Below are 17,336 nucleotides of genomic sequence, written 5' to 3' on the forward strand. Positions count from 1 at the left end.
TCGGGCCGGGAGCGCGTACGCCGGCAGCGCTTCCGGGGTCCGGCGGAAGAGGGGTGCGGAATGGCGTCGGCTGCGCGGGCGGTATTCGGTCCGCTGTCCGGTTCCGCTCGGGCCGGTGCGTGCCTTGGAGGGCGCGTGTTCACAGCTCAGCCAGGTGTGCTGTCGGCCGGCGCCGCCCGGCGGGTGGTGTAGAGGTTTATGCCAGCCGGGCCCGGATGGGGAAATTCGATCGGAATCATCGAGCGTTGCCGAACGATTTTCAGCAGGCGGATGCGTTCGCTTCCGCCGAGGATCCGGAATTGCCGCGAGCGGGACCGCCGGTCAGGTCGACGGGAGCGGGTTGGATCGACCGGCGCGCAGTTCCGTACCGCCGAGATCGGCGCGGCGGCCGGCCGCCGCGCCCTGTTCCAGGCCGCCGCCGAGCAGCCGACGGGGTGCCGCCGTCCGCAGTCGTGGGTACGCCTCGGCGAGACGCCGGGCCACCCGGTCCGAGCGGTCGGCGAGGACCAGCGCCACCGACGGCGCCGAGCCCGGCGGGGTCGTCGCGGCGGCTGCCGCCTCGGCCTGGCGCAGCCGCCCGGCGACCGCCACGCCGAACCCGGCCAGCCAGGACCGGCGGAACGCCGCCGGATGGTCGCCCTGCGGCACCGGCGCGACCGAGATCCCGTGCGCCGCCTGCACCAGCAGGGAGGTGAAGAGCAGTTCCACCCGTTCCAGGTCGCTGGCGAAGCCGAACAGGTGCATGACGAAACCGGTGCCGCCACGGCGCCGTACCGACCGGCAGCGCAACGCGTCGGCGACCCCGGCGAGCAGGCCCGCCTTGTCCAGGGCGTACGGGGCGGGGATGTCGACGGTCCGGTCGCCGACCGGGTCGGTGCCCGGATCGCGGGCGGCGAGGAGGGCCCGGTCCACCCCGTACCGCGCGATCAACTCGGTCGCCTTGGCGGTGAACGCCTCGGCCTCGGCCGGCGTACAGGCCGGGTCCTCCGCCTTGGCCAGCAACTTGCGGACCTTGCTGAGCATCGCGTCGGACATGCACCAGAGCTATCACACCGGTCGGACGGATGCCCCCTGGACAGACCGGCCGTGCAACATGCAAAGATGGGCGTCGATGAGAGATCTATCCGGCCCGGTGTCGCAGCGTGGCGACGGCCGACCCGGCGAGGGTGAGCAGGCAGTCCGGCAACTGCCCGTCCGCGAGCGCGGCCCCGAAGAGCGCGGCACCCGTGTCGCCGTCGGCGTTGGCGTACGCGCTGACGAACCGGGCCACCCAGCGGGCGTCGTAACCCGCCTCGTCGATGCCGGGGAAGTCGAGCGTCCAGGCGCCCATCGGCACCCCGTCGCCGACCATGGTGGCGGCGAGGCACCAGGCCACCTCGTACGCCCCGGCGACGCCGCACCGGTCGACCACCGCGTCGAACGTGCCGACCACGCCGTCGCTGTCACCGGCCAGCGCGGAGGTGAGCACCGCGGTGGCGTCATCCAGCGTCTCCTGCGGAACGTCCGTCACGTGCGGAAGGGTATGCCGCCGGGTCAAGCCGCGTCCGACAAACCGCCCGAGTGCGTCCTATCCAGGACGATACCGCTGGTCGATCCGCGATTGGCGGTCGGCCGCGGGCGCGCGCCGACGGCAGGCGCGCTAATCTGCGCAACGGATCTCCGGGGAGGAAGGACGACCCATGCTCGCATCACGCGGTTCCCGCCGCGCCGCTCTGTCCGCTGCCGCCTGCGCGGCGCTGCTGCTGGCCGGCTGCGGTTCGGACGGTGACGGCGCGGCCGAGCAGGCCACCCAGCCGGCCCAGGTCCGCCTGTACGGCACGGACGGCAACATGCAGAACTCCTTCAAGGCGGAGTTCGACCAGAAAACCGGCCTGCTCAAGGGCATGAAGGGCACCACACCGCTCACCCCGCTCTCCGAGGACTTCAAGAACCGGCTGTCGACGAAGGATCCCCGGCTCTCCGACTTCCTCTACGCCGCCGAGTCGTACGACGCCGTCGCGATCAGCGCGATCGCGGCACAGCTCGCCGGTTCCACCGATCCGGCCCAGATCGCCAGCCAGATCATCGGGGTCACCACCGGCGGGGAACGCTGCGACTCGATCGCCGCCTGTCTGCAACTGGCCCGGGCCGGCACCGACCTCGTCTACCGGGGCGTCTCGCTCAACCGGGGCGGCTTCACCGACGTCGGCGAGCCCTCCACGGCGAGCTACGGCACCCTGCACTTCGGCACCGACGAGCAGCTCGACAACGGCAAGACCGAGTTCCTCGGCGCCGGAGACGAGTCCACGGCCAGCGTGAAGAAGCCGCCGGCCGGCAAGCGGCAGACGAAGGCGGTCATGGAGCGCAGCGGCGCCCCGCTGAAGCTCGGCGGCCTGCTGCCGCGTACCGGTGACCTGGCACTCGCCTATCCGCCGATGGCGGCGGCCGTGGCGCTGGCGGTCGACGAGATCAACGCCGCCCAGGGCGTACTCGGCGAGCCGGTGGTCTGGGTCGACGGCGACGACGGCACCAACCCGGCCACCGCGAAGGCGACCGTGGCGCAGCACGTCAACGCGGGAGTACACGTCATCATCGGGGCCGGTGCCTCCGGCATCTCCCGGGCGGTACTGCCGGACGTGATGGCCGCCGGGCTGGTGCTCTTCTCGCCGAGCAACACCGACGCGGGGCTCACCACCATCGACGACCAGGGCCTCTACTTCCGTACCGCGCCCTCGGACATCCTCCAGGGTCGGGCGCTCGCCGACATGATCCTGCGGGACGGGCCGAGCCGGATCGCCCTGATCGCCCGGAAGGACTCGTACGGCGAGGGCCTCCAGGGCAACGTCCGGGCCGAGCTGGAGCGGACCGGGCACGGCTCCGGCCAGGTACGCCTGTTCACCTACGACCCGCCGGCCACCCCGGACGCGCCGCCGGTCGACTTCAGCGGCGGCGCGCAGGAGATCAAGCAGTTCGGCGCCGATGCGATCCTGGTCATCGGCTTCGGCGAGTCGGCGAGGGTCATCGAGGCGCTCGCCGAGGCCGGCGTGAACATCCAGCCGCAGTAACCCCGGCCGCTCATCGCACCACGCCCACCCCGGCAGCGGCGTGGGCGTGTCACCCCGCCCCGGAAGCGGCGTAGGCGCGCCACACCGCGTCGGAGTGGCACGTTTCCGGGAGTCACCGGACGGGACGGTCGGCCTAGCGTTACCCCTGTGTCCGGCGGTCCTGCCGGTCACCGGAGACCGGGGAGGTACGACATGAGCTACGACGGTGATTCCAGCCTGCTGGGCGACACGCTTCCGGAGCAGGAACTGCCCGTGGTCGACGACCAGCAGGGCTTCGGGCCGGCGACGGACCTCGTGTCGGACCCGCTCTCGCTGGGCGCGCTGGACGTCGAGGAGCCCCCACAGGTCACCTCCGTGGTGACCCACTACGCGGGCGGCGTCACCGAGGTGGCCACCGACCTCGACGGCGACGGCTACGCCGAGCTGCTCGAGTTCGACGTCAACGGCGACCGGGTGGCCGACGTGCGCTACCAGGACACCGACTGGGACGGCCGGCTGGACAGCGTCGAGCGGGACTCCGATCTGGACGGTCAGCTGGACCAGGTGCTGGAGGACAACGACGGGGACGGCCGGGTCGACTCGGTGGTCACCGACACGAACCGGGACGGCGTGGTGGACCGGGTGGTCGCGGATGCCGACTTCGACGGCCGGCCGGACACCTGGATGACGGACACCGACTACAACGGGCGGCCGGACGAGATCCGGGTCGATCCCGACGAGGACGGCCGCGCCGACCGACTGATGGTGGACACCGACCACGACGGCACCGTCGACCAGGTCAACTACCAGGACCGGGAGACCAACCCGTACGCGACGAACTGATTGCCGGCGGTACGGCCCGCCGGGTGCGTACCCCTCGGCGGTTCGCGCCGCCGGGTCCGTTCAGCTTGGTCGTGGCCTGCCGGACGCCGCCGTGCCCCGCCCCTGCCGGCATGGCCGGGGCCCCACCGGGGTAGTTCGAGGTGGCACAGTCGGGTAATCGTGTCCGGAGAGTTCTCGTGGGTGTCCGGGCGGCACGCAGATCGAGGGTTCCGGCGTGGCCAGAACTTCAAGCTGACGGAAGGGCAACAGATGAGCGAGTCGCAGGAGATCGTCGACACCCGCGGTGACGAACGGATCGAACTGCTCCGGGCGGACACCAACCAGGACGGCAAGACGGACGTCTGGGTGGTGGACACCGACGGCGACGGCAAGGCGGACCTTTTCCAGTTCGACACCGACGGCGACGGCAAGGTCGACATCACCATGGTCGACGCCGACGAGGACGGCAAGCCGGACGAGGTGGTGGACGGGGACGGCGGACACCCCCCGGTCGTCTGACGGCGCCTCCCGCGCCACACCAGCAGACGCCGTGGCGGCGGTTTCCCGGGTACGACGGAACCGGGGAACCGCCGCCACGGCGCTTCTCGGGCCGGGCAGCAGGCGTGGTGCCGGTCGGGACCGGCTGCGGCCAGGGTCGGGGCCAGGGCTGACCGGCAACGAGTCGATCTCGATTTCGTCATGATCAGGTCACGAAGTCCTCCTGTCCGAGAAATCACCGCCTCCTCCGCCAACCTTTCGCCGACCCTCGGGCGCTTCGCAGCCATGAGGGGCGACGACCGACGTCGCCCGCCTCGCCCATGGGGGAGACGCACAACGATGAGGCTGGTGTTTCGGCGTGCCCGGGGAGCGAAGAGTCTGCTCCTTGCGGCGACCGGGGCGACTCTGATCGCCACCGCCCTGCTCACCGGCCTCGCCAGCTACAGCCGGGAGGTGGTCGACTCCGGCACCGAGCGTGCCGTCGCGTCGGCCTCCCAGGAGGAGCGGTCGATCCTGGTACGCGGCACCGCCGGCGGCACCCGGGAGGGCCTCGCCGAGCGGGACGACGCCGTACGGGCCCGGGTCGCCGACGGGTTGGGCGGGGTGCCGGTCGACATCGCCGGGGCGGGGTACGCCGCCGGACGGCAGTTCTCCGGGAACACCGGCAACGCCGTACCGGACTCGCAGGGCCTGGTCTTCGCCCGGGTGGTCTTCCTCGACGATCTGCCCGAGTACGCGCGACTGACCGACGGCGAGTGGCCGGACCCCGGTGCGCGGCAGGTGCAGACCGCGATCGCCGAACCGGTGGCGGGCATCCTGGGCGCCCGGGTCGGCGACGAGATCCCGATCACCGACCGGGTCACCAACCGGATCACCCGGGTGACCGTCTCCGGCATCTGGCAACCGCGCGACAGCCGGCAGCCGTACTGGCGGCTGGTGCCCGAGGTGGCCGACGGAGTGGCGACCGGATCGGCCACGTACGGGCCGCTGGTCGTCGACCGGGCCGACTTCCTCGACCACTTCATCGCCAACGCCTCCGCCGGCTGGCTGGTCGAGCCCGATCTGGCCGGGGCGACCACCGCCTCGCTGGGCCGGTTGGGCGAGGCCGCCGGGCGGACCGCCGCCAGCCTGCCCGCCGACACCGGGCTCGGCAGTTCCGGCCTGGTCACCACGAAGCTCGACCAGCTCGTGCAACGACTGGACCGGGCCGGTCTGGTCGGCCGGTCGGCCCTGGTCACCCCGATGCTGCTGGTGGTGGTCCTCGGCGGGTACGCGCTGCTGCTGGTGGCCCTGCTCCTCACCGAGCAGCGCCGGGGCGAGGCGGCCCTGCTCCGGGCCCGGGGCGCCGGGCGCGGCCAGCTCGCCGGGCTGGCCACCCGGGAGGCGCTGCTGGTCGTGCTGCCGGCGGTAGCGATCGCGCCGGTACTCGCCACCGAACTGGTCCGGCTGGCCGACCGTACGCCGCTGCTGGCCGCCGCCGCGCTGCACCTGAGTCCCCGGCTCGACACCCGGGCCTGGCTGATCGCCGCACTGGCGGCGGCCGGCTGTGCGCTGGCGATGCTCGGGCCGGCGTTGCGCCGTGGCGGCAGTTACGTCGGCGAGATGGCCAGCCGGTCCCGGCCCAGCCGGCGTACCGTCGCGCAGCGGGCCGGCCTGGACGTGGCGCTGGTCGCCCTGGCGGTGCTGGGCTGGCTGCAACTGCGGCAGTACTCCTCACCGCTGGCCGGGTCCCGCTCGGACGGCGCCCTCGGCATCGACCCGCTGCTGGCCGCGACCCCGACGATCGGCGTACTGGCCGGTGCCGTACTCGCACTGCGCGGGCTGCCGCCGATGGCCCGCCTCGCCGAGCGGTACGTCGACCGGAGGTCCTGGACCGGCACCATGCTCGGGATGTGGCAGGCCGGCCGCCGGCCGCACGCCGGCCCGGTGCTGCTGCTCGCCCTGGCGGTGGCCGTCGGCACCCTCGCCTGGTGCCTGGCCGCCACCTCGGAGCGGTCCCTGACCGACCAGGCCGACCACCAGGTCGGCGCCGACCTGCGGCTGGTCGAGGCGAGCGGGGTGGCGCCGCCGGCCCGGACCGGCCAGCTCGCCGAGTTGTCCGGCGCGGAACTGGTGCTGCCGGCCTGGCGGGACAGTCCACGGCTCGGCACCGACGCCCTGCCGGCCGGCATGGTCGCGCTGGACGTCGCCGACGCCGAACGGGTGGTACGGCTCCGGGACGACCTGGTCGACGGCGACGCCGCCGGACTCTTCGCCGGGATGACCGACAGCCGGGTCACCGCCCCGGTGGTGGCGCTGCCCGACGGCACCCGCCGGCTCACCGGCCAGATCACCACCACCGGCACCGGCGGCTCGGCCCGCAACCCGGTACGGACCACGGCGGTCTTCACCGAGCCGCACGGCGGACACCTCCGGGTGCCGCTCGGCGCGAGCTACGACGGCGAACCGCTGCGGTTCAGCGTGGCGCTGCCGGAGAGCCCGGCCGCGCCGAAACTGGCCGGCTTCGCGGTGGACACCCTGGGACCGTCCGGGTACGTCGTCGACTGGCGGCTCACCGACCTGCGCGCCGCCCCGGCCGACGGCACCGGTACGGCGGTGGGACTCGCCGACGTCGGGGGCTGGCAGGTGGTGGAACGCTCCGGCAACACCACTGCCGCGTCGGCCGGCCCGAACGGGCTGACCAGCCGGTACACCCTGCCGGAGCGGGCGGGGACGTGGGGCTTCAACTCGCCGGTGTCGTTCGCCGTCGCCGTGTCGCCCGAGCGGGACGAGGTGCCGGTGGTGGCCACTCCGGAGGCGCTGGCGGCGCTGCGGCTGGGCGTCGGCGAGCAGACCGTACTGGTGCTGGGCGGCGGCGCCGTCGACGTCCGGATCACCGGTACGCTCGCCGCCGTACCCGGGGTGCCGGAGTCCGCCGCGCTGCTGGTCGACCTGCCCTCGCTGAGTACCGCGCTCTTCCACGAGCGGGGCATCGTCGGTGCACCCGAGGAGTGGTGGCTGGCGACCCGACCCGACCAGCACGCCGAGGTGGCCCGGGCAGCCGCCGCGCTCGGCGGACTCCAGGTCGCCGACCGGGTGGAGGTGGCCAGCCGCGCCGGCACCGACCCGTACGGCGTCGGCGCCCGGGCCGCCCTCTTCGCCGCCGCACTCGGCGCGATCCTGCTGGCGGCGGTCGGCATCACCGTGGACGTCCGGGCCACCGCCCGACGTCGGGTCACCGAGTTGGCCGTGCTGCACACCCTGGGCGCCGGCCCCCGGCTGCTGGCCCGGTCGCTCCTGGTCGAGCAGGCGTTCCTCGCCGGCATCGGCGTGCTGGTCGGGCTCGGTGTGGGGATCGGGGTGGCGGCGACCATGGCACCACTGGTCATCCTCACCCCGTCGGCGGAACGGCCGGTACCGGCGCCGCTGCTGGACGTCGCCTGGCTGCCGGCCACCGGGACCGCCGCCGTACTGCTGCTGCTGGCGCTGGGGTTGAGCGGGCTGACCGCCGCCACCATGCGGCAACGGCTGGCCGCCGCCCAGCTCCGGATCGGAGAGGACCGGTGACCCGGGGAGCAGGCAGCACCGGACCGATGGACCCGGGTTCGGTGGGCGGAGTGCCGGTGGGCGGAGTGCTGGCGGGCGGGGAACCGGTGGTGGGTGGGCGAGGCGTGGAGGGTGGATCGGTGCAGAGTCGGACCGGGCCGTCGGGGCGACTGCCGGGGCCGTTGCGTCGGGCCCGGGTCTTCGCGGGCTACCTGGGGCTGCTCGGCGTACTCGGGCTGGTGGCGGCACTGCTGGTGACCGGGGCACCCCGGCTGGCGAACGAGTTCGCCGACGACGGGCTGCGGCACGACCTGCGCGGGCTGCCGTACCAGGTCCGGGATCTGACCTTCACCGCAGACCAGGACGCGATGCAGAGCCCGGACGCGCACCAGGCCGCCGGCCAGCTCGACCGGTACCGGCAGAAGCTGCCCGGACCGCTGCCCGGGCTGGTCGGCCAGCAGTGGTTCGCCGGCCGGATCGGCCCGCAGGACCTGGCCGTGGCCGGCGACGCGCCGTCGCTGCGCGGGGGCTGCCGGGCGGAGCTGCAACTGCGCGGCCAGGCCGGCATCGAGCGGGAGCTGCGGATGGTCGAGGGGCGGTGGCCGGCATCCTCGGGCGGGGTCGAGGCGGCGGTGTCCCGGGAGGCCGCCACGATCCTGAAGCTGCGGGTCGGCACCGGCGTGGTGCTCAGCGGCGAGGGGTTCACCCAGGGCTCGGTCCCGGTCCGAATCGTCGGGCTCTACGACCCGGTCGACCCGACCGCACCGACCTGGGACGCCATCCGGGTCGCCGAGGTGCCCTGCCCGAACCCGACCGAGGGCACCACCCACCGGGCCGCGCTGCTGACCGACCTGACCGGGATCACCGCCGCCGGCCGACGGCTCGGGCTCGGCTACGAGTGGCGCTACCGGGTCGACGAGGAGCGGATGACCACCGCCGACATCCCGGAGGTGCTGACCGGGGTCGCGGTGAGCCGGCGTACGCCGCCGGAGCCCGGCCTGGTGCTGGCGACCGGCCTGGACAACGCCGTGCAGCGGTTCGACGGCCAACTCCGCGCGGTGCGGGCACTGCTCGCCGTGGTGCAGACCGGCATCCTGGCCACCCTGCTCGGGCTGGTCGCCCTGGCCGCCGGGCTCGCGGTGCAGCGCCGCCGGGAGGAGTTCAGCCTGCTCCGGGCCCGAGGGGCGACGGCCGCCGGGATCGGCGCCCGGACCCTGCGGGAAACCATCGGGGTACTGCCGCTCGCGGTGCTCGTCGGCTGGCTGCTCGGCACGACGGCACCGGGTCGCCCGGCCGGGGTGGAACCGCTCGGCGTGGTACTGGTCGCCGTCGGCACCACCCTGGCCATCCCGCTGCTGGCGACCCTGAGCCAGCGCCGGGCGGATTTCGTGGGCCGACGGCGGGACCTGGTACGCCACCGCCCCTCGGTACGCCGGCTCACCGCCGAACTGTTCGTGCTGCTGCTCGCCGTGCTCGGCGTGGTACTGCTGCACCGGCGCGGGCTGAGCCAGGCCAGCGGGGTCGACCCGTACCTGGTGTCGGTGCCGGTGCTGCTGGCCGTCTCCGCCGCCCTGTTGGCGCTGCGCCTGGTGCCGTGGCCGCTGCGCCAGGTCGGCCGGCTCGCCGCCCGGGCCCGTGCCGTGGTGCCCTTCGTCGGCCTGGCCCGGGCCGGCCGGAGCGGTCCGGTGACCGTCGGGCCGCTGGCCGTACTCGTGGTGGCGATCGCCACCGGGGTCTTCACCAGCGTGGTGACCAGTACCGTCGCCGAGGCCCGGGACCGGGTCACCGACCAGGAGATCGGCGCCGATGCGCGGATCAACGGCTCGTACACCGACGCCGCCACCACCGTCGAGCGGCTCGGCGGACTGTCCGGGGTGACCGCGGTCAGTCCGGTGGCGATGGAGGTCGGCCAGCCGTTGCGCTCGCCGACCCCGGATCTGCTCGGCGGGCGTGACCTGGGCCAGACCCAGGTGCTGGTGGTGGACGGCCCGTCCCTGGCCCGGGTGCTGGCGGCCAGCGGCGTCGACGTCGCGCTGCCGGCCGGGCTGACGGCGCCGGGGCGGGTCGACGGCCCGGTGCCGGCGCTGGTCTCGCCGGAGGTGGCCGAGGCGGTCGGCGCCGGTGCGGTGACCGAGGTGCAGGGCCGCCGGTACGAGTTCCGGGTCGACCAGGTCGCGGCCGGCTTCCCGGGGGTGGCGGCCGATGCCCGCCGGTTCGTCGTACTGCCCTGGCAGGCGTTGCCGGTGCCGGAGTTCCAGCCGATCCGGCCCAACCAGTTCGTGGTGGCCGGGGACGGCTTCGCGGTGCCGGAGCTGGCCGCGACGGTCGACACCGCGCAGCGGGAGTACCTGTCGAAGGTGCTGGCCCAGCCGGTCGAGGAGGTACGGCCGCAGACGGCGGTCACCGTCGCCACCTGGCAGGAGCACCGCCGGTCGCTGGAGCGCAGCGGCGTGAACCGGCTGCTCAGTTTCACCTTCGGCACCGGAGTGGCCGGGGCGACCGCGTTGGCACTGCTCGCGGTCGGCTTCGCGGTACTCGCCGAGGCGCCGGGCCGGGGCCGGATGCTGTCCCGGCTGCGCACCATGGGGCTGTCCGGCCGGCAGGGCCGGGGACTGCTCGTCTACGAGCTGGTACCACTGCTCGGCGTCGCGGTGCTGGCCGGTGGGCTGGTCGGGGTGGCCCTGCCCCGACTGCTCGGGCCGGCGCTGGGACTGTCCGGGTTCACCGGCGGCCTACCGGCCCGGACCCACCTGGACCCGCTGCTGGTGGTCGGCGTACTGGTGCTGGTGGGGGTGGCGCTGGTCGCCGCCCTCGGTGTCGAGAATCTGGTCAACCGGCGGATGCGCCTCGGCGAGGTGCTCCGTCTCGGAGAGGAGAACTGATGGCTCGGGAAGGGGACGAGAACTGATGGCGAGTCCGACGACGACTGCCGCGCCAGTACCCGACCTCGCCGTACTACAGCGTCGGGCGGCGGAGCGGGCGGCGGCCCGGGCCGGTGGCGAGGACCGGCTGCGTGGACACATCGTCTGCGACGGGCTGGTCCGGATCTTCAAGACCGAGGGCGTGGAGGTGGTCGCACTCCAGGGCCTGGACCTGGTGGTCGACCGGGGCGAGCTGCTCGCCATCGTCGGCGCCTCCGGCTCGGGGAAGTCGACGGTGCTGAACATCCTCTCCGGGCTGGACGTGCCGACCGCCGGGATCGCCCGGGTGGCCGACTTCGACCTGCTGACCATGTCCCCGAAGCGCCGGCTGCGGTACCGCCGGCACACCGTCGGCTTCGTCTGGCAGCAGACGGCCCGCAACCTGCTGCCGTACCTGACCGCCCGGGAGAACGTGGAGCTGCCGATGCGGCTGGCCCGGGGGCTGCGCGGCCGGGCGGCCCGGAAGCGGGCGACCGAGCTGCTGGAGATGGTCGGGGTCGGCTACTGCGCCGACCGTCGGCCGGACCAGATGAGCGGCGGCGAGCAGCAGCGCTGTGCGGTGGCGGTCGCGGTGGCCAACGACCCGGAGGTGCTCTTCGCGGACGAGCCCACCGGCGAGTTGGACGAGGCGACCGCGGCGGACGTCTTCGGTGCGCTGCGCACCATCAACGCCGAGCTGGGCGTCACCATCGTGGTCGTCACGCACGACCACGCCGTGTCGTCGCAGGTCCGCCGGACGGTCGCGATCCGCGACGGCCGGACCGCCTCCGAGGTACGCCGTTCCACCCGGCTCGGCGCGGACGGCGCCGAGGAGCTGGTCACCGAGGAGTACGCGCTGCTGGACCGGTCGGGCCGGATGCAGTTGCCGGCCGCCTTCGTGGACGCGCTGAGCCTGCGCGACCGGGTACGGCTGAACCTGGAGCCGGACCACGTGGAGGTCCGGCCGGGCGGCACCGGCAACGGGGAGCGGTCGTGAACGGCGGCACGGGCGGCACCGTCCGGAGCGGGGAAACAGCGGGAGAGGGTCACTGATGGGCGAGGAACTGGTCCGGGTCGAGGGGGTCGGGCGGGACTTCACCGCCGGTGACCGGGTGGTGCACGCGGTCCGGGAGGTCTCGTTCACCGCCGCCCGGGGGGAGCTGGTGGCGATCCGGGGGCGCTCCGGTGCCGGCAAGACCACCCTGCTGAACCTGGTCGGCGGCCTGGACCGGCCCAGCCACGGGCGGATCCAGGTGGCCGGGCACGACGTCACCGCCGCCGGCAGCGCCGAGTTGCTGGAGTTGCGCCGGTCGACGATCGGGTTCGTCTTCCAGTCCTTCGGGCTGATTCCGATCCTGTCCGCCGCCGAGAACGTCGGGGTGCCGATGCGGCTGGCGAAGCGGCGCCGGGCGGAGCGCGAGGAGCGGGTGACGATGCTGCTCGAACTGGTCGGGCTGGGCGGTCAGGCGGCGCAGCGGCCGTACGAGCTCTCCGGCGGCCAGCAGCAGCGGGTCGCGGTGGCCCGGGCGCTGGCGAACGATCCACTGTTGCTGATCGCGGACGAGCCGACCGGTCAACTCGACTCGGAGACGGGTCGTTCGATCATGGACCTGCTCCGTGCGCTGGTGCACGCCCGGGGGATGACGGCGCTGGTGGCGACGCACGATCCGACCCTGATCGATCTGGCCGACCGGGTACTGACGTTGCGGGACGGCCGACTGGTGGACGGCGCGGGCCTGGACGAGACGGTCCTGACCGGGAGCTGACCTTTCCCAGGACACGAATCAGGGGTGGAGTTCGTACGCTCGTACGAGCCCCACCCCTGATCCGACGTTCGGTTGCGAGTCTCAGTCGCCCTGCCGCTGCTGGGGGATCTGGCCCTGAAGCAGGGCACGAACCTCCGACTCGCGGTAACGGCGGTGCCCGCCCAGCGTTCGAATCGCGCTGAGCTTCCCCGCCTTAGCCCACCGGGTCACGGTCTTCGGGTCGACACGGAACATCGACGCGACCTCTGCCGGCGTGAGTAGCGGCTCAGGTTCATGCGTACGCGATGCCATCGGTCACTCCTCCACAGGTGCCTATAGACATCGGCCGGGGTCCCGCCGGCCGACGCGTCTCCCATGGTCCGGCTAGTCCCCGATGTCCGACATGGGCCGAACGGCCGAAGGTCCCTGGATGGACGGATGAACAATGACCGATATATGGGCCTTTTTTATGCCAGAAAAAGACTTAACCGGACGGCCGATTGCCCCTCGTGACGCTGATATTACGAGGGGCATTCACCTGTGTGCGCTCCCAATGGGCCCTGAGCCGCATTGTTCGCTAATTGCAACGCTCCAGTAACTGGACCGCCCGCCAGCGCGCCACGAGCTTCTCGTACGCCTCGGTGGCCGCGTCCGCGTCGCCCCGGGACAGCCCGGCCAGCCCGGCCGCGACCAGCTCCGGCGAGTCGTCGGCGGCCAGCGTCTCGTCCGGCAGCAGGTCCACCAGCCCGCCGTAGTCCAGCTCCACCACCGACCGGGGATGGAACTCCTCCAGCCAGCGGGCGCCCTCCTCGACCGCCTCGGTGATCGGGGCGTCCCCGACCGACTTGCGCAGCACCGACAGGCCCCGGGAGGCCCGCCGCCGGGCCTTGGAGATCTCGGTGCGGTAGCGCAGCACCCGTCGGTCCGGCCGGGTGGTCAGCTCCCGCTCCTCCGGGTCGACGAAGACGAACCAGCGCAGCGGTACGCCCCAGGTGGCGATCTGCTCGTGCAGCCTCGGCACCCCGTGCTCCAGCACCCGGGCTCCGCTGCGCCAGTCCTCCACCACCGCCTTGGCCTGGCCGGCCAGCACCGGCGGCACGAACGCGTCGGCCAGCACCGGAGGTACGCCGTCCCGGGCGCTCAGCGCCGCCTCCGCAACCCGTACGCGCAGGTTCCAGGGGCAGACCAGGAGCGTGTCGTCCGCCTCCAGGACGTACGCCTCCTCGGGCAGGTCGGGCAGGCGGGTCCAACCGGCGCCCAGCGCCTCGATCACCGCCGTCCGCTGCCGCACCGGCCCCTCGATCGGGGCCACCGCCCTGCCCTCCTTGACGTACCGACGCCAGAAGAGCTGCCGGTCCCGGTCGAAGGCGGTCAACGGCTCGTACACCCGCAGGTAGGAAGCGAAGAGCGACGGCACGGCGCGATCCTCCCATGAAACGGAAGCCGGCTGCCTCCAGCATGTCCGATGAACCTTCCGATCATCGCCGGCAGACCGGCCGCGATCCACCTCCGCGCCGATCACGATTAGGCTCGGAGCAGGTCGGCACCATCCCCCGCCGGCACACCGGGAGCCCCCTCCCGCCGCATCCCACGAGGATGCCCTCCGGAGATCAGGAGCGAGACATGGACGTATTCGCCAGTAGCGACAGTCCGGAATCCGACGGCCACGAGCAGGTCGTGTTCTGCCAGGACAAGCAGACCGGGCTCAAGGCGATCATCGCCATCTACTCGACCGCGCTCGGTCCCGCGCTCGGCGGTACCCGTTTCTACCCGTACGCCACCGAGGCCGAGGCGCTGCACGACGTGCTCGACCTGTCCCGTGGGATGGCGTACAAGAACGCGCTGGCCGGGCTGGACCTCGGCGGCGGCAAGGCGGTCATCTGGGGCGACCCGGACCGGATCAAGACCGAGCCGCTGCTGCGGGCGTACGGCCGCTTCGTCGAGTCGCTGAACGGCCGCTACTACACCGCCTGCGACGTCGGCACGTACGTCCCGGACATGGACGTGGTGGCCCGGGAGACCCGCTTCGTGACCGGCCGCAGCGTCGAGCACGGCGGCGCCGGTGACTCGTCCGTGCTGACCGCCTGGGGCGTCTTCCAGGGCATGCGGGCCGCCGCCGAGCACAGGTGGGGGTCGCCGACCCTGGCCGGGCGCCGGGTCGGGGTGGCCGGGCTCGGCAAGGTCGGCAAGCACCTCACCGGACACCTGGTCGACGACGGCGCATCGGTGCTGGCCACCGACGTCAACGAGAAGGCCCTCGCCTGGGTGCGGCAGGCGTACCCGCAGGTCGAGGTCGTCGCCGACGCGCAGGCCCTGGTCAGTTCCGACATCGACGTGTACGCCCCCTGCGCCCTCGGCGGCGCCCTGGACGACACCACCGTGCCGGCGCTGCGCGCCTCCGTGGTGGTCGGCGCGGCGAACAACCAGCTCGCGCACCCGGGCATCGAGAAGCTGCTCGCCGACCGGGGCGTGCTGTACGCCCCCGACTACGTGGTGAACGCGGGCGGCGTGATCCAGGTCGCCGACGAGATCGAGGGCTTCAACTTCGAGCGGGCCAAGCTGCGGGCCACCCGGATCTTCGACACCACCCGGGAGATCCTGCGGCTGGCCGACGCCGAGGGGGTACCTCCGGCGGTCGCCGCCGACCGGCTCGCCGAGCGCCGGATGGCCGAGGTCGGCCGGCTGCGCACCATCCACCTGCGCTGACCCCGTCCGGCCGGGGCGCGGAGCGGGTACGGTACCGGCCCGCCGCCCCGGCCGTACCGACGCTCGGGTGGATTGCCGGGTAATCAGGCGGAAAGTACGCTGTACTGGACCGATGGGTCTGGAGGCCGCAAACAAGTCACGGCCGGGCCGGGCAGGCGCTCCTTACTGAGTAGGATGGGACCGTCCGTCGATGCCCGCGCGACGCGCGGGCACGGGCGGTGGTAACCCGAGGTGCCGAACCGGGGCATCCCCATGTACCGTAAGAGCCACGAGAGATGCCTGACGTCATCGGGGCCCGCCTTCGGGCTGCCCCGAATTCTGTGCGAGGGGGTCGAGCCATGGGGCGCGGCCGTGCTAAGGCCAAGCAGACAAAGGTGGCCCGGGAGTTGAAGTACCACTCCCCGAACACCGACCTCGCCGCCTTGCAGCGAGAACTCGGCGGCAGCCGCAAGTCGGACCACGACTTCGACGACGACTACAAAGAGTATGTCGACGACGATGACGAGGATCACGACGCGGACGACGACCCGGGTAACTGGGCGTCGACCCGCTGACCTCTGGTCACATCTGAGCACGCGGTAACACCGCGTGCTCACGCGTGTCCGAGTGCCTGCGGGCAGTACCGCCGATCGGGACGCCATCCGGTAAGGACCTGCCGGGGCCGGAGCCTGACTCCGGTCCCGTCGGCAGGTCCTTACCGCTGGCACAGCCGTTCTGCGGTGGTACGGCCCTTACCGGTGGTTCAGCGGGGGCGGTTGTTCCAGTTGTAGAACGTCGGGATGTTCTCGAAGTGGTTCCAGGCGCAGACGGCGCTGGCACCGTCCCCGGCGGTCGCCACCTCGGCCCGGAGCCGTCGCGCCTCCGCCGCCTCCCGCAGCAGCGTGGTGAGTCCGGCCCGAGCACCCAGGACCCGGGCCGCCACCGGTTCGTGCGGTCCGGCCTCGCCGGGCTCAGGCGGCCGTTGGCTCGTGGTTCCGGGCATGGTCCAACACTCCCTCTAGTAGACGGATCTTGCTGTTACGGCAGTGGTTGGTCTCCGTACCGTCGAAACGCCCGTGCTCGAAGTAGCGGTTGGCGGCGTGACCGCCGCCGCAGAACCCGAAGTACGGGCACCGGGTGCGGCAGCTCTCCACGCCGGCCAGGAACTCGCGCACCCAGGGCGTCGTCCGCAACGCCGTGGCGAGAATGTCCCCCAACGGGTTTTCCAGGACGTTTCCACTGGTGAAGTCCCCGTAGTCCGGATCGGAGAAGCCGGCCAACTCGGGCGAGAGCAGCACGACCGAGCCGTCGTACCCGATGGTCGGGATGGGGTCGAGCTGACGGGGCAGTACGGCGTCCTCGGTGCCGTCGAGGACGGCCGCCGCGTACCGCAGCGACCATTCGATCTCGCGGAGGTGGATCCGGGGCTCCCGGCGCCAGGCGGCGACCAGTTCCGCCCAGAAGCCGCTGACCAGCTCGGCCGGATGGGCGTTCCGCCGGGTGTTGACCCCCTCCATCTCCTCGATGTTGATGCCGAGCACGTCGCAGCCGAGGTCGAGGAAGTAGTCGTACAGCTCGGTGGCGAGCCCCGGCTCGGGCCGGCTGACCACGCAGAGCGCCGAGTACGCGATGCCGTGCCGGCGCAGCGCGTCGACGCCGGCCATGATCCGGTCGTACGAGGGCCGGCCACCCCGGCCGACCCGCTCCAGGTTGCGCTCCCGGGGCCCGTCGACGCTGACGCTGACCCGGATCCGGTGCGTGGCGAAGAACTCGCACCAGGCGTCGTCGATCAACGTCGCGTTGGTCTGCACGTGGTGCTCGACCGCGGGATCGAAGGGCGCCAGCAGGGCCGCCAGGTGCTCCCGGCCGGCGGCCAGCGGCTCGCCCCCGTGCCAGACCACCGAGAACCGCCCCTGTCGGGCCCAGGGGTTGACCGAGTCCGCCACGCTGGCCGCCACCGGCACCGTCATCCGGTGGTCCGCCGCCCGAAGCGGAAGATAGCAGTACGCGCAGTCGAGGTTGCACAGCGTCGTCGGCTGCATGACCACGTAACCGGGGACCGCAGCGATCCCCCGCATGCCGGAAAACTCCTGTCCACGGACAGCCATGGCCCCTCCTCCCCCGCCTCTGAGGTGCCC

Annotated in this window: 15 protein-coding genes; 9 read left to right on the forward strand and 6 right to left on the reverse strand. The window is 73.0% G+C overall.

The window, feature by feature from the left end:
- Positions 1–321: 321 nt before the first annotated feature.
- Entirely contained in the window at positions 322–1,035 is a 714-nt protein-coding gene (locus Pen02_RS18700) for a DUF2786 domain-containing protein (protein ID WP_203867371.1), read from the reverse strand.
- Between the two features lie 85 nt (positions 1,036–1,120).
- Positions 1,121–1,510 carry a hypothetical protein gene (locus Pen02_RS18705; RefSeq protein ID WP_203867372.1) on the reverse strand — a complete coding sequence of 130 codons (390 nt, stop codon included), beginning with the start codon at positions 1,508–1,510 and terminating at the stop codon, positions 1,121–1,123.
- 169 nt (positions 1,511–1,679) lie between these two features.
- Between Pen02_RS18705 and Pen02_RS18710 the strand changes: the two genes are divergently transcribed.
- From Pen02_RS18710 to Pen02_RS18740, 7 genes are all read left to right on the forward strand, one after another.
- On the forward strand, positions 1,680–3,044 hold the full coding sequence (locus Pen02_RS18710) for an ABC transporter substrate-binding protein (RefSeq protein ID WP_203867373.1): 1,365 nt from the start codon (positions 1,680–1,682) through the stop codon (positions 3,042–3,044).
- 192 nt (positions 3,045–3,236) lie between these two features.
- A complete protein-coding gene (locus tag Pen02_RS18715; RefSeq protein WP_203867374.1) occupies positions 3,237–3,866 on the forward strand; it encodes a hypothetical protein in 630 nt (209 codons plus the stop codon).
- A 249-nt stretch (positions 3,867–4,115) separates the two neighbouring features.
- Positions 4,116–4,364 carry a hypothetical protein gene (locus Pen02_RS18720; protein ID WP_203867375.1) on the forward strand — a complete coding sequence of 83 codons (249 nt, stop codon included), beginning with the start codon at positions 4,116–4,118 and terminating at the stop codon, positions 4,362–4,364.
- Between the two features lie 318 nt (positions 4,365–4,682).
- Positions 4,683–7,889, forward strand: a complete 3,207-nt coding sequence (locus Pen02_RS18725; protein ID WP_203867376.1) for an FtsX-like permease family protein — start codon at positions 4,683–4,685, stop codon at positions 7,887–7,889.
- Between the two features lie 119 nt (positions 7,890–8,008).
- Positions 8,009–10,750, forward strand: coding sequence for an ABC transporter permease family protein (locus Pen02_RS18730; RefSeq protein WP_203867377.1), 2,742 nt, complete (start codon positions 8,009–8,011; stop codon positions 10,748–10,750).
- A gap of 25 nt (positions 10,751–10,775) precedes the next feature.
- Complete coding sequence (locus tag Pen02_RS18735) at positions 10,776–11,765, forward strand: ATP-binding cassette domain-containing protein (RefSeq protein WP_203867378.1); 990 nt, start codon at positions 10,776–10,778, stop codon at positions 11,763–11,765.
- A 55-nt stretch (positions 11,766–11,820) separates the two neighbouring features.
- Positions 11,821–12,534 carry an ABC transporter ATP-binding protein gene (locus Pen02_RS18740; RefSeq protein ID WP_203867379.1) on the forward strand — a complete coding sequence of 238 codons (714 nt, stop codon included), beginning with the start codon at positions 11,821–11,823 and terminating at the stop codon, positions 12,532–12,534.
- An 81-nt stretch (positions 12,535–12,615) separates the two neighbouring features.
- On the opposite strand, the gene Pen02_RS18745 is transcribed toward Pen02_RS18740, so the two are convergent.
- The gene (locus Pen02_RS18745; RefSeq protein WP_007073996.1) at positions 12,616–12,825 is read right to left on the reverse strand and encodes a BldC family transcriptional regulator; all 210 of its coding nucleotides are present in this window, start codon (positions 12,823–12,825) and stop codon (positions 12,616–12,618) included.
- A gap of 265 nt (positions 12,826–13,090) precedes the next feature.
- On the reverse strand, positions 13,091–13,930 hold the full coding sequence (locus Pen02_RS18750; protein ID WP_203867380.1) for a DUF8083 family protein: 840 nt from the start codon (positions 13,928–13,930) through the stop codon (positions 13,091–13,093).
- A gap of 206 nt (positions 13,931–14,136) precedes the next feature.
- Between Pen02_RS18750 and Pen02_RS18755 the strand changes: the two genes are divergently transcribed.
- Positions 14,137–15,219: a Glu/Leu/Phe/Val family dehydrogenase gene (locus Pen02_RS18755; RefSeq protein WP_203867381.1), complete on the forward strand. Its 1,083-nt coding sequence runs from the start codon at positions 14,137–14,139 to the stop codon at positions 15,217–15,219.
- 338 nt (positions 15,220–15,557) lie between these two features.
- Positions 15,558–15,773, forward strand: a complete 216-nt coding sequence (locus tag Pen02_RS18760; protein ID WP_203867382.1) for a DUF3073 domain-containing protein — start codon at positions 15,558–15,560, stop codon at positions 15,771–15,773.
- A gap of 188 nt (positions 15,774–15,961) precedes the next feature.
- Here the strand turns inward: Pen02_RS18760 and amcA are convergent, their stop codons facing one another.
- Together amcA and amcB are read right to left on the reverse strand one after the other, a co-directional pair.
- Positions 15,962–16,201 carry a multiple cyclophane-containing RiPP AmcA gene (amcA, locus tag Pen02_RS18765; protein ID WP_203867383.1) on the reverse strand — a complete coding sequence of 80 codons (240 nt, stop codon included), beginning with the start codon at positions 16,199–16,201 and terminating at the stop codon, positions 15,962–15,964.
- Positions 16,170–17,276, reverse strand: a complete 1,107-nt coding sequence (gene amcB / locus Pen02_RS18770; protein ID WP_307837723.1) for a cyclophane-forming radical SAM peptide maturase AmcB — start codon at positions 17,274–17,276, stop codon at positions 16,170–16,172. Before amcB ends, amcA begins: the two co-directional genes overlap by 32 nt.
- Positions 17,277–17,336: the final 60 nt, after the last annotated feature.

It is taken from the genome of Plantactinospora endophytica (genome assembly GCF_016862915.1).
Lineage (GTDB): Bacteria > Actinomycetota > Actinomycetes > Mycobacteriales > Micromonosporaceae > Plantactinospora > Plantactinospora endophytica.